The sequence below is a fragment of the Streptomyces sp. NPDC059371 genome, from assembly GCF_042751995.1.
In the GTDB taxonomy this organism is placed as follows: Bacteria; Actinomycetota; Actinomycetes; order Streptomycetales; family Streptomycetaceae; genus Streptomyces.
This window is the reverse complement of sequence record NZ_JBHYXD010000036.1, coordinates 66203-78909: the sequence shown is the minus strand read 5'-3', so window position 1 is coordinate 78909 and position 12707 is coordinate 66203. Positions and strand designations below refer to the sequence as shown.

The following is a 12707-nucleotide window of genomic DNA, read 5'->3' as shown; positions in this document are numbered from 1 at the left end:
GGCCCGCACCCTTTCGAGGGTGCGGGCCCACCGGCGTTCCGTGTCACCGGCGTCCGGCCCGCCGGCGTTCCGCGTCACGCGCGTCACCCGCGTTCCGAGTCAGCGGTTCTCCGGGATCAGCCGCTCCGGGCCGTTCATCTCCTGGGACCTCAGCCGGGCGCGCAGCCTCAGCTCCGCCGCGGACAGCGGCCCGGGGGCGGCCTTGGGCGGCAGGCCGCGGATGGTCTCCGGCGGCGCGAGGGGTTCCTCGTAGTGGTCCGGAGCCGTGCCCAGCGCCAGGGCGGTCACCCCGATCAGCAGAATCGTGAACGCGATGGCCGCCCGGGTCCACTGCTGGGCCCGCCGCTCGCCGTACCAGCGGACCGTGCGGGGCTTCGCCGCGCGCAGCCGCTCCGCGCTCGCGAGCTCGGTGAGCCGCCGGTGCAGGTCCTCCGGTGACGCCAGCTCCGGCAGCCGTTCGGCGACGGCCTCGCGCGCGTGCAGCACCCGGTTGGCCGCCGCGGGCGTGCTCGCCTCCGTCTCGGCCGCGGTCTCCGGCAGCCCGAGCCCCACGCCGTCGTACAGCAGCAGGGTGCGTCGGTACACCGGGGGCAGTTCGAGAAGTACGTCGAGCAGGGCACGGTCGGCCGCGTCGGCGGGTGGTGCCTCCGGGTGACGGTAGCGGGGGCGCAGCCGGTGCCAGGGGGAGAGCGCGTACTCGTACGCCGTGGCGCGCACCCACCCGGCCGGATCCCGGTCCACGGCCACCTCGGGCCAGCGGTACCAGGCCTGCTGGAACGCCCGTTCCACGGCCTCGCGGGCCAGTTCGCGCCGCCCGGTCAGCAGATAGGTCTGTCGTACGAGGGCGGGGGCGCAGAACGCGTAGAGCGCGTCGAAGGCCTGAGCGGGCGTCAGCGAAGGCTCCGAGAGTCCGGCGTGGGCGTCCTCGGCGAGCCACTCCTCGGTGGGCAGCCCCTCGGTGAGCCGCCCCTCGGCCCGCTTCCGGCCCGGCCGTACCCCGACTCGGGCGGAACGCTTCTTTCCCGTACCGGACCGGTCTTCGCGGCTCGTCCCCGCGCCCACCAGTTCGGAGCTGATGACCTCCTGAGGGACGGTCACCTCCGGCCGGGCGGCGGACGGATCGGCGATGAGCAGCCTCGCGTACTCCTCCCCCACGCGGCCGCGCGGGGCCGAACGGCCGGTCTCCCACGAGCGCACCGTCGACCGGCTGACGCCGAGCCGGGTGGCCACGTCGGTCTGGGTCAGCGACCGGCGCTCCCGCAGACGGCGGCGCTCCTTGGGCGCCGGCAGCGGGGTGGCGGGGCTCTGTGTCAGGTCGGGTTCCACAGAATGCCCCTTCGTGCGAAAAAGTACATAGCTGCATATTGAGCGACACATCCATGGATCGCCTGTTACGGCGAGAAAGCGCGTGTCGTTGGGAGCATGGGAGCCGTGACCCAAATCACCCACCGCGGGCTCTCGTTGTCGCACCTGCTCACCCGGATGCGCGACCGTTCACCCGGATTGGCCGCGAGCCTCCTGGGCGGCGCCCTCGCCGCGGGGCTCGGGCTCGCCGCGTTCGCCCTCCTCGTCGTGGTGCTGTGGATCAGCTCGCCCTACCCGGACAGCGGGCCGGACGGGGCGCTGCACGTCGCCGCCGGGCTCTGGCTGCTCGCGCACGGGGTGGAGCTGATCCGCACCGACACGCTCTCCGGCCTGCCGATGCCGGTGGGGGTGACACCGCTGCTCCTGCTCGCCCTCCCGGTGTGGCTGCTGCACCGGGCCGCACGCGAGGCGGCCGACGTCACGTCGGAGTCGTCGCCCCGCACGGCGTGGGCCGGGGTCGTGGCCGGCTATCTGTCCGTCGGGTGGGCCGCCGCGGCGTACGCGTCGGGCGGGACACTGCGTCCCTCCTGGGCCTGGGCGGCGGTCTGCCTGCCGCTCCTCGCGGTGATCGCCGCGGGAGCGGGGGTCTGGACGGCGCACGGGCGGCCGTGGGGGCCGGGCCCGTTCCGGGGACGGCGGGCCGCGAAGGTGCGTCCGCGGACAGGGGGGCGCCCGGTATCGGCCGTACGCCGTCTCGTCGCCGCCGACGACCGGGTGCTCGGCGGTGCGGCGCGGGCCGCCGCGGCCGGGATCGCGGTGCTCGTCGTGGGCGGGGCCCTGCTCGTGGCGGCGTCGCTCGTGTGGCACGGGGACACGGCCCACGCCTCGTTCACGCAGCTCACCGGGGGGTGGTCGGGCCGGTTCGCCGTCCTGCTGCTGTGTCTGGTCCTGGTGCCGAACGCGGCCGTGTGGGGGGCGGCCTACGGGCTCGGTCCCGGAGTCGTCCTGAGCGCCGGGCACGTCGCCGGTCCGCTGACCGCGGCCGTCTCGGGGGCGCACGCGCCGGCCGAGCTGCTCCCCGCGCTTCCGCTGCTCGCGGCACTGCCGCAGGCGGGGTCCGGGGCGCCGTCGCCCTGGCCGAGCGCGCTGGTGCCGCTGGCCGCCGGGGTGACCGTGGCGTGGTTCGCGGTGAAGGCGGGGGCCGCGCGGGGAACCACGGGCCGGGAGGAACCCTGGCCGCTCGGGCGGACGGTGGCCGCCGTCTCGATCGCCGCCGGATGGTGCGGCCTCGCGCTCGGTGTGCTCGCCGGGCTGGCCGGGGGGCCGCTCGGGGTCCGCGCCCTGACCCATTTCGGGCCGGTGTGGTGGCAGGTGGGGCCTGCGACGGCGGTGTGGACGGCGGTCGTCGGGATTCCCGTCGCGGCGGGCGCGGCCGAATGGCGGGAGCGGGAGCGGGGGCGCGCGGCCGCCGGGGGCGCGGGTGTCCGCCGGGACGCGCGTGGGATCGGGCGGGCTTCGTGGTGGCGGCCGCGGCTGCGTGCTTGGATGCCGGGGCGCGGGGGCACCTTCGCGATGCCGACGCCGGTTCCGCACCAGGGGCTGGCGTCCATGTCCGGCCAGGCGGACCCCACGGTCCCGGCGTCGGTCGTCGAGAGCTTCGACCCGTACGAGGCGTACGACCCGTACGAGTCCTTCGACCCCTTCGAGCCGTACGACCCGCTGCCGGGGGAGCCCACGGGGGGCGGCCGGCACGGGGAAGTGCCGAGGGAGACCCGATGGGAGGCACTGAAGAAGGCGGGCGGGCCTCCGGAGCCGGAGCCGGAGGACGCTGACGGCCCCGGACACCCGGAGGATCCGGAGAGCCCCGAAGGGCGCGGGGACCCGGCGGACGACGGGAATCGGCGAGGTCCGGAACACCGGAACGGACCGGAGTACGGGGACCTCTCCGGCAGCCCGGAGAGGCAGTGGCCCCGAACCGACGGCGCGCCCCAGGACCCCGCCTCGGACACCCCGGGAAGCGGCTCGCCCCGCTGACCTGGAGCGGCCCTGCTGATCCGGGACGGCGGGCTGACCTGGGGAGGCCTGTTGACCTGGGGAGGCCGCCGTCGTCAGTCGCGGGTGCCCAGGATGCCGCGCAGGTCCTTCGGGAGGAGGTCGTTGCAGGACTTCTTCGCGGCGGTCGTCAGGGCGTCGTTCGCGCAGGAGTAGTAGTCGCTGTAGACGAGGTGGGCGGTGAAGACCCCGGCGACCAGCACGATGGCCAGCGACGCGGTGACGATGCCGCTCACCGCGGCGGTCAGCTGCGGGCGGACGTTCGGATCGGGGGCCGGGGCGTCGGGGTCCGGCGTACGCGACCTGGACCGCAGCGCGCTGCTGCCCCAGTACAGGGCGAGCGCGCCGAGCAGCAGCGCCACGTACGGCCAGCCGAAGAGGACGAAGAAGAACGCCCACATGCCGGAGAGCAGTGCGTATCGGGCGCGGCGTTGGGCCGGGTCCGTGGGATCCCAGCGCATGCCTCCGCCGGGTGTCCCGCCGGGACCGCCTTCGGGACCGCCCTGCCCCTGCGGGGCGCCCGGCCGGTCGCCGAAACCGCCACCGCTGGAGGCGCCGGGCTGCCGGTCGCTCCACTGGCTGCCCCAGGGCGAGTGCCCGGAGCCCTGCTGTCCGTCCCCGTCGTTCCCGCCGGAGTCCTGTCCGTGCCGGCGCGGCTGCCAGGGCCGGTCGGGTGTTCCCTCCGGCGGCGGCGCGAACGGGTTGTCCTCCTCGCCGGAGGCCTGGCCGGACGGGGGAGTGCCGGGCGCGTCGGGTTCGCGTTCGCCCGAGGGGCCGCCGCTTCCGCCCGCAGAGCCGCCGCCGTTCCCGTCCGCGGAGCCGGGCCCGCCGGTGGAGCCGTCCTCGCCCGGCCTCGGCGGGGTGGACGAAGAGCGCCGCTCGCGCAGCAGGAGCGGAGGGAGTCGGAGACTGCGGTCCGGCATCAGGTGAGCGTCTTCCCCTTGGTGGTTCTGGCAGGCGGTGGGTCCACACAACGTCGCGCTCGCGACGTGCGCCCCGGGCCGGTCCTCCCGGGCTGAAGCCTCGGGCCGGTCCGCCCCGGACTCACGCCCCGAGCTTCGCACTCCGGACTCGCGTCCCGAGTTTCGTGCCCCGGACGCGTGTTCCGGATGTCTCCGGAACCCGTGCCGCGGGTGGTGCCGGGGTCATGCCCCGGACGTTCGTTCTCGTCCCAGGTCAACGTCCCGCGCACACGGGGCGTTCCCCGTGCCGGAGGCGTTCCCGGGTGGATCCTCCCCAGACGCTACCTTCCGGCCTCGCCCCCGTCCCGTGGGGGCCGCCCGGTGTGCCGGTATCGTTGCTGACGGTCGGCCGCTTCGTAGACTTCCCCGTATCCCGGGGCGCGAAGCATTCGTACGACCATACAAACGCTCCCCCGAGAAAGGGCCCCCTCGTGGCCAAGACCAAGCGCCTCGTCGTGCTGGTCTCCGGATCAGGTACGAATCTGCAGGCACTGCTCGACGCCGTCGCGGAGGCGGGCGCGGCGGCCTACGGGGCCGAGATCGTGGCCGTCGGTGCCGACCGGGACGGCATCGAGGGGCTGGCTCGGGCCGAGCGGGCCGGGCTCCCGACCTTCGTGTGCAAGGTCAAGGACCACGCCGGCCGGGACGACTGGGACCGGGCGCTCGCCGAGGCGACCGCGGCGTACGAGCCCGATCTCGTCGTGTCCGCCGGGTTCATGAAGATCGTGGGGAAGGAATTCCTCGCCCGTTTCGGCGGACGGTTCGTCAACACGCACCCCGCGCTGCTGCCCAGTTTTCCCGGCGCCCACGGCGTCCGTGACGCGCTCGCGTACGGAGCCCGGGTCACCGGCTGCACCGTCCACTTCGTCGACGACGGCGTCGACACCGGACCGATCATCGCCCAGGGCGTGGTCGAGGTCCGCAACGAGGACGACGAGAGCGCTCTGCACGAGCGCATCAAGGAAGTCGAGCGAAGACTGCTCGTCGATGTCGTGGGGCGGCTCGCCCGCCACGGCTATCGCATTGAGGGACGAAAGGTAGTTATCCAGTGACCGCCGACAGCACAGCCACGGCCGAGAGCACCGAGGGCACCAAGCGGGTGATCCGGCGCGCGCTCGTCAGCGTGTACGACAAGACCGGCCTTGAGGAGCTGGCGCGTGGGCTGCACGCCGCCGGTGTCGAGCTCGTCTCCACCGGGTCCACCGCCGCGAAGATCGCCGCGGCCGGGGTGCCCGTCACTAAGGTGGAGGAGCTGACCGGCTTCCCCGAGTGCCTGGACGGCCGGGTCAAGACCCTGCACCCCAAGGTCCACGCCGGGATCCTCGCCGACCTGCGTCTCGAGAGCCACCGGCAGCAGCTCGCCGAGCTCGGCGTCGAGCCGTTCGACCTCGTCGTCGTCAACCTCTACCCGTTCCGGGAGACCGTCGCGTCCGGGGCGAGCCCCGACGAGTGCGTCGAGCAGATCGACATCGGCGGCCCCTCGATGGTCCGCGCGGCGGCCAAGAACCACCCCTCGGTCGCCGTCGTCACCAGCCCCGGCCGTTACGGCGACGTCCTCACCGCCGTCCAGAGCGGCGGCTTCGACCTGCGCACCCGCAAGCGGCTCGCCGCCGAGGCCTTCCAGCACACGGCCGCGTACGACGTCGCCGTCGCCTCCTGGTTCGCCTCCGACTACGCGCCGGTCGACGACTCGCGGTTCCCCGACTTCCTCGGTGCCACCTGGGAGCGCGCGCACACCCTCCGCTACGGCGAGAACCCGCACCAGCCCGCCGCCCTCTACACCTCCGGCACGGGCGGCCTCGCCGAGGCCGAGCAGCTCCACGGCAAGGAGATGTCGTACAACAACTACACGGACACGGACGCCGCGCGCCGTGCCGCGTACGACCACGAGGACCCCTGCGTCGCGATCATCAAGCACGCCAACCCGTGCGGGATCGCCGTCGCGTCGAACGTCGCCGAGGCGCACCGCAAGGCGCACGCCTGTGACCCGCTGTCCGCGTTCGGCGGCGTGATCGCGGTCAACCGCCCGGTCACCAAGGAGATGGCCGAGCAGGTCGCGGAGATCTTCACCGAGGTCATCGTCGCGCCCGAGTACGAGGACGGCGCCCTCGAAGCCCTCGCCAAGAAGAAGAACATCCGTGTGCTGCGCGCACACAACGCCCCGGCCGCCCCCGTCGAGATCAAGCCCGTCGACGGCGGCGCGCTCCTCCAGGTCACCGACCGGCTCCAGGCCCCCGGCGACAACCCGGCGAGCTGGACCCTGGCGACCGGTGACGCCCTGAGCGAGGGCGAGCTCGACGAGCTGGCCTTCGCGTGGCGTGCCTGCCGTGCCGTGAAGTCCAACGCGATCCTGCTCGCCAAGGACGGCGCCTCGGTCGGCGTCGGCATGGGCCAGGTCAACCGTGTCGACTCCGCGAAGCTCGCGGTCGAGCGGGCCGGAGCCGAGCGCGCCCGCGGTTCTTACGCCGCCTCGGACGCGTTCTTCCCGTTCCCCGACGGCCTGGAGATCCTCGCCGACGCGGGCGTCAAGGCCGTGGTCCAGCCCGGCGGCTCCGTCCGCGACGAGCTGGTCGTGGAGGCCGCGAAGAAGGCCGGCATCACGATGTACTTCACCGGGACGCGGCACTTCTTCCACTGATCCCGTTGATCGCGTGGAAGACGCGAGGGCCGTGTCCCCCCGGTCAGGGGTGGGACACGGCCCTCAGTGCGTACCGGACCTTCAGTACTCGGTCGTACCCGACCTTCAGTAGCGGGGGCGGTTGAACCACGCGACGCCGGACGGCGCGATCATCGCCGCCGCCATCACGCCGCCGAAGCCGATCCACAGCAGCGCCCAGACCAGCGCGGCGGAGGAGTTGGCGTTCGCCGCGGAGATCAGGACGAGGACGCCGAACAGGGAGCCCAGGATCCCGTAGACCATGGTGGTGATCCGGATGCCCTGCCCGCCTCTGGTGAACTTGACCCCCAGCGTGATCGAAAGACCCGCGAGGGCGAGGAAGAGCAGCGCGATCACGAGGATGATGCCGGCGGAGTCGTGGCCGAGGTCGGACAGGCCGTTGTTGCCGAAGGTGTCCTCGCCCGCGTTGGACGCGTCGTTGATGGTCGCGGCGCCGAAGATGGCGAAGATGCCGATCAGGATCTGGACGGCCGCCACGATGTAGAGCAGGACACGGGCTGTCGTCATCAGGCCCGGCATGGTCTGCGGCATCATGTTGCCGCCCGGGTAGCCGGGGTACGCCGGCTGCTGCGGGTAGCCGTAGCCCTGCGGGGGGACGTTCGGCGGGGCCTGCGGGTACCCGTAGCCGGGGGCACCCGGCGGGGCGGCGGGAGGCTGCTGCGGCGGCGGGCCGTAGGGGTTGTTCGGGTCGCCGAAACTCATGGCGGGTTTCCTCCGTTGCCTCTTGCGGGGACTACGCGCGGCACGGTTCGGAGGAATTTCTACAGAGCGGTCCGTCCCCCCGGTACTGCCCGCGACACTGTGTGTGCTCATCGTTCTTTAGCAGACTCTTACTTGTCCAGCGAACTTCCCTATGTGTTGTGCAAGTGCAACATCGGCGATCATGGCCGGATACGGGTGAATCGGGCGCTCTGCGGCTGTCGCAGGGTGGCCGGGAGGCCGGGGGAAGGCCGTTGTGGGGGGCGGGGCGGCCCCGGATTGGAACCTTGACCGCGTCATCCGGGAGGATGGGGCCATGACCGCCCAGATTCTCGATGGCAAGGCCACCGCAGCCGCGATCAAGTCCGACCTGACCGTCCGCGTGGCGGCCCTGAAGGAGAAGGGCGTCACGCCCGGCCTCGGGACGGTCCTGGTCGGGGACGATCCCGGAAGCCAGAAGTACGTCGCCGGCAAGCACCGCGACTGCGCCCAGGTCGGCATCGCCTCCATCCAGCGCGAACTGCCCGCGACCGCCACGCAGGAAGAGATCGAGGCGGTGGTCCGCGAGCTGAACGAGGACCCTGCCTGCACCGGCTACATCGTCCAGCTGCCGCTCCCCAAGGGCATCGACGAGAACCGCATCCTGGAACTGATGGACCCGGACAAGGACGCGGACGGCCTGCACCCGATGAACCTCGGGCGTCTCGTCCTGAACGAGCCCGCCCCGCTGCCCTGCACCCCCAACGGCGTCCTCACGCTCCTGCGCCGCTACGGCGTGGAGATCAAGGGTGCCGAGGTCGTGGTCGTCGGCCGCGGTGTGACCATCGGCCGGCCGATGCCGCTGCTGCTGACGCGGCGCAGCGAGAACGCCACGGTCACCCAGTGCCACACCGGCACCCGTGATCTCTCCGCGCACCTCAAGCGAGCCGACATCATCGTCGCCGCCGCCGGCTCCGCCCATCTCATCCGGGCCGAGGACGTGAAGCCGGGCGCCGCCGTCCTCGACGTCGGTGTCTCGCGCAGCGCCGAGGGCAAGATCGTCGGCGACGTCCACCCGGACGTCGCCGAGGTCGCCGCCTGGATCTCCCCGAACCCGGGCGGTGTCGGCCCGATGACGCGGGCCCAGCTTCTCGTCAACGTGGTGGAAGCGGCGGAGCGAAGTGTCGGCTGACGGCAACACCCATGAGTCCGGGGCCGGCGCGGGGCGTGCCGGCCGGGGGGCCGCTGCCGGGGCCCTGGCCGGGGCCGCTGAGGAGGCTGAGATCGGAGCCGGGGTGAAGACCGAGGCCGGGGCTGTGTCCAAGGCCGGGGCTGTGTCCGAGGACAGGGCTGTGTCCGGGGACGAGGCTGTGTCTGCGGGCGGGGTTGTGCCCGAGGCTGGGGCTGCGTCCGAGGCCGAGGCTGCGTCCGCGGGTGGGGTTGTGTCCGAGACCGAGGCTGTGCGCGAGGCTGGGGCTGTGTCCGCGGGTGGGGCTGTGTCCGCGGGTGGGGCCGGGGGCTCTGCTGGGGTGGAGACCGGGGTTCGGGCTGAGGCTGAGGGCGGGGTTGAGGCTGAGGCTGAGTCCGGGGCTGTGTCCGAGGCTGAGGCTTCAGGGCGGCCTGAGGGTGAGGAAGTGACCGTTCGGGACGCCATCAGTGCTCCCGATGCCCAGGGCGAGCCGCGGCGCACCACACGGCGCTTCCCGCTGTTCACGCGGGACACGGCTCGGCCCGAGGGCGGTGGCCGGGCCGCGCCCGGAGACGCCCCGGCGCCCGCGCGTCAGTGGCCCATCCTCACCGTGCTGTCCGCCGTCGCGCTCGGCCTGCTGCTCACCGCGCTCGACGTGTTCCGCGTCGGCACGATCCTGATCGGCGCCGCGCTGCTCGCGGGGGCCGTGATGCGATGGATGCTGCCCAGCGTCGGCATGCTCGCGGTCCGCTCCCGCTTCACGGACATGGTCACCTACAGCGTCCTGGGCGTCGCCATCGTGCTGCTCGCGCTGATGGTCCAGCCCAACCCGGTGCTGGTGATCCCGTTCCTCGACGACACCTTGCACTTCACGGTCCGCTGAACCGCGGCCGGCACGCACGCGCTTGCCGGCCCGCCTCTGCCTACCGGTCGCCCGTCCTCTCTTCCGGAGAGGGCGGGCCCTGTCGTTCCCGGGAATGACGACGGCCCGTCCTCTCCCCCGAGTCAAGGACGGGCCGCGCTCGGGCGGTTGTTCCGCCCGGGGTCAACCCTTGTGCACGGGAACGCGCTGTTCAACAGCTCTCGGCCCCCTGTGGCACGGAAGTGACCATTCCGGCACGGTGTGCGGGTCGTATGACGGCAATCGTTCAACTCCGGTCGGTGGTCGGCGGTCGGCGGGTGGAACACTGGTCCCACCAGGGGAAGTTGGGGGACAGAATGCCGCGCTGGAAGGCTTTGCCGAACGAACTCGATCCGCGGGTCGCCGAGTTCGTCGGACAGCTTCGGCTGCTCGTCGACCGGAGCGGGCTGGGCATCGCGGCCGTGGCCGACCGTACGGGGTACAGCAAGGCGTCCTGGGAGCGCTACCTGTCCGCCGGGCTGCTCGCGCCCAAGGGAGCGGTTGTCGCGCTGGCCGAGGTGACCGGGGCCAGTCCCGTGCATCTGGTGACGATGTGGGAGCTGGCCGAACGGACCTGGAGCCGATCGGAGATGTTCGGGACGGAGCCCGAGGATGCGCGGCCTGCTGGTGCTGGTGCTGGTGCTGGTGCTGGTGTCGGTGTCGGCTCGCGGGAGGGGGTTGCGCGGCGGAAGCGGGGGCCGGTGCTACCTGTCGCCGGTGTCGTGGGTGTCCTGGTCCTTGTCGCGGCCGTTGTCTATTTCACCCGGGGCGGGGGCGAGCAGGACGTGGCCGGTACGCCGAAGACTCCGGTGGTCTCCGCGAGTCCTCGGCTCGATCTGCCGCCTGGGGTCAAATGCAGGGGGGCCTCCTGTGCCGGTAAGGACCCCGAGACCATGGGCTGCGGCGGGCGGTTCGCCACAACGGCGACCAGCGTGACGGTGGGGGGCGCGCTGGTGGAGGTCCGGTACAGCGAGACGTGCGGGGCGGCTTGGGCTCGGGTCACGCGGGCCGGGGTGGGGGACCGGGTCGAGGTGTCGGCGGGGGGCGGGGGCTCGGCCTCGGCCTCGGCCTCTGCGAAGCAGACCGCCGTGGTGGGCACGGACGTCGATACGTACACGCCGATGGTCGCCGTGAAGGACGCCGGTGATGTGAGGGCATGCGTGACGCTGGGGTCGGGGCAGGCGGGGTGCACGGCCTAGCGTCCGGTGGGTGGGTCGGGGCCGTGCCGGTGCATCAGCCCGTCGCCGTTGGGTGAGGGGTGGGCGTCGGTGGCGACGGGCATCGATGTACCGGCACGTCCCCGACGGTGCGTGGCCGACTGCGGGTGCGTCGTGGTGGCCGGTCCGCATTTCAGCCCCGGCCGGCGAAGCTTCAGCCCCGGCCGGGGAAAGCTTTCATCCCCGGCCGCGAAGTTCAGCCCCGGCCCGAAAATCCAGCCCTCCGGCGTTTTCCGGCGTTTGAGGAGCGGGGGTTGGGGCGGAGGGGGCGAAAGAAGGCTGTGGAGGCCCGGAGAAAACTTTGGGTTTGGGGGATTGAGATGGTTCTGAGGGGGCAGGCGGACCCTACCCCCACGGGATCCGGAGCTGTCGGGAAGGGGGGAGATCCCTTCCCGGAGTGTCTGGTAACCCCTTTGGCGGTCGCCGAGTTCACCCTCTCCCGAGCCCGGCGACCGCCTGCCCGGGGGATCCGCGGGCCATCTGTGGGGTGGGCCACACGGACCCTGACGTCCGGCGTCCCGGATGCGCGATAGCCTGGCGGCGGATCTCTCTTGACGCCGAGAGATCGATCATCGGGACACTTGATCGATCATTGCGGTGGTTGCAGGGGACGATCCTGCACCCGGGGCAGGGACGCCCCACCGCCTGCTGTCATACGGAGAACGCCATGACTCGCACTCCCGTGAACGTCACCGTCACCGGCGCGGCCGGCCAGATCGGTTACGCCCTCCTCTTCCGCATCGCCTCCGGCCAGTTGCTCGGCGCGGACGTGCCGGTCAAGCTGCGCCTCCTGGAGATCACGCCGGCGCTGAAGGCCGCCGAGGGCACCGCGATGGAGCTCGACGACTGCGCCTTCCCGCTTCTTCAGGGCATCGACATCACGGACGACCCGAACGTCGCCTTCGACGGCACCAACGTCGGTCTGCTCGTCGGCGCCCGCCCCCGTACCAAGGGCATGGAGCGCGGCGACCTGCTCTCGGCCAACGGTGGCATCTTCAAGCCGCAGGGCAAGGCGATCAACGACAACGCCGCGGACGACGTCAAGATCCTGGTCGTCGGCAACCCTGCGAACACCAACGCGCTGATCGCCCAGGCCGCCGCTCCGGACGTACCCGCCGAGCGCTTCACCGCCATGACCCGTCTGGACCACAACCGCGCGCTGACCCAGCTCGCGAAGAAGACGGGCACCACGGTCGCCGACATCAAGCGTCTGACCATCTGGGGCAACCACTCGGCCACCCAGTACCCCGACATCTTCCACGCGTCGGTCGCCGGCAAGAACGCCGCCGAGGTCGTCAACGACGAGAAGTGGCTGGCGGAGGAGTTCATCCCGACCGTCGCCAAGCGTGGTGCGGCGATCATCGAGGCCCGTGGCGCGTCCTCGGCCGCCTCGGCCGCCAACGCCGCCATCGACCACGTCCACACCTGGGTCAACGGCACCGCCGAGGGTGACTGGACCTCCATGGGTATCCCGTCCGACGGTTCGTACGGTGTGCCGGAGGGCCTCATCTCCTCCTTCCCCGTCACCACGAAGGACGGCCGGTACGAGATCGTCCAGGGCCTGGACATCAACGAGTTCTCCCGCGCCCGCATCGACGCCTCCGTCAAGGAGCTCGAGGAGGAGCGCGAGGCCGTTCGCTCTCTCGGCCTGATCTGATCCCCAGCGGTCTGATCCCGAGCGGTCTGGTTTCGGGCGGTCTGATCCGACCGGTCTCATTCGACCGGT

General features: G+C 72.4%; 10 protein-coding genes. 7 read left to right on the top strand and 3 right to left on the bottom strand.

The annotated features are described in order from the left end of the window. Nucleotides 1-99 precede the first annotated feature (99 nt). Nucleotides 100-1314 carry a helix-turn-helix domain-containing protein gene (locus ACFXGX_RS21475; RefSeq protein WP_384793525.1) on the bottom strand — a complete coding sequence of 405 codons (1215 nt, stop codon included), beginning with the start codon at nt 1312-1314 and terminating at the stop codon, nt 100-102. A gap of 108 nt (nt 1315-1422) precedes the next feature. Here ACFXGX_RS21475 and ACFXGX_RS21470 point away from each other — a divergent pair, with 108 nt between their 5' ends. Next, nucleotides 1423-3339 (top strand): DUF6350 family protein, encoded by a 1917-nt coding sequence (locus ACFXGX_RS21470; protein ID WP_384793495.1) that lies wholly within the window; start codon nt 1423-1425, stop codon nt 3337-3339. A 74-nt stretch (nt 3340-3413) separates the two neighbouring features. Here the strand turns inward: ACFXGX_RS21470 and ACFXGX_RS21465 are convergent, their stop codons facing one another. After that, complete coding sequence (locus tag ACFXGX_RS21465; RefSeq protein ID WP_384793492.1) at nt 3414-4280, bottom strand: hypothetical protein; 867 nt, start codon at nt 4278-4280, stop codon at nt 3414-3416. 470 nt (nt 4281-4750) lie between these two features. Here ACFXGX_RS21465 and purN point away from each other — a divergent pair, with 470 nt between their 5' ends. Further along, entirely contained in the window at nt 4751-5371 is a 621-nt protein-coding gene (gene purN, locus ACFXGX_RS21460; RefSeq protein ID WP_384793489.1) for a phosphoribosylglycinamide formyltransferase, read from the top strand. Then, nucleotides 5368-6957: a bifunctional phosphoribosylaminoimidazolecarboxamide formyltransferase/IMP cyclohydrolase gene (gene purH / locus ACFXGX_RS21455; RefSeq protein WP_384793486.1), complete on the top strand. Its 1590-nt coding sequence runs from the start codon at nt 5368-5370 to the stop codon at nt 6955-6957. The genes purN and purH overlap by 4 nt, the downstream gene beginning before the upstream one ends. Nucleotides 6958-7062: 105 nt before the next feature. On the opposite strand, the gene ACFXGX_RS21450 is transcribed toward purH, so the two are convergent. Then, nucleotides 7063-7698 carry a hypothetical protein gene (locus ACFXGX_RS21450; RefSeq protein WP_384793483.1) on the bottom strand — a complete coding sequence of 212 codons (636 nt, stop codon included), beginning with the start codon at nt 7696-7698 and terminating at the stop codon, nt 7063-7065. A 313-nt stretch (nt 7699-8011) separates the two neighbouring features. Between ACFXGX_RS21450 and ACFXGX_RS21445 the strand changes: the two genes are divergently transcribed. The 4 genes from ACFXGX_RS21445 to ACFXGX_RS21430 all read left to right on the top strand — a co-directional run bounded on the left by ACFXGX_RS21445 (nt 8012) and on the right by ACFXGX_RS21430 (nt 12638). Continuing rightward, the gene (locus ACFXGX_RS21445; protein WP_081218974.1) at nt 8012-8866 is read left to right on the top strand and encodes a bifunctional methylenetetrahydrofolate dehydrogenase/methenyltetrahydrofolate cyclohydrolase; all 855 of its coding nucleotides are present in this window, start codon (nt 8012-8014) and stop codon (nt 8864-8866) included. Nucleotides 8867-9266: 400 nt separating this feature from the next. Further along, entirely contained in the window at nt 9267-9746 is a 480-nt protein-coding gene (locus ACFXGX_RS21440; RefSeq protein ID WP_384793479.1) for a DUF3017 domain-containing protein, read from the top strand. A gap of 335 nt (nt 9747-10081) precedes the next feature. Beyond that, nucleotides 10082-10963, top strand: a complete 882-nt coding sequence (locus ACFXGX_RS21435) for an XRE family transcriptional regulator (protein ID WP_384793476.1) — start codon at nt 10082-10084, stop codon at nt 10961-10963. A 685-nt stretch (nt 10964-11648) separates the two neighbouring features. Further along, nucleotides 11649-12638: a malate dehydrogenase gene (locus ACFXGX_RS21430; RefSeq protein ID WP_384793472.1), complete on the top strand. Its 990-nt coding sequence runs from the start codon at nt 11649-11651 to the stop codon at nt 12636-12638. Nucleotides 12639-12707 lie beyond the last annotated feature (69 nt).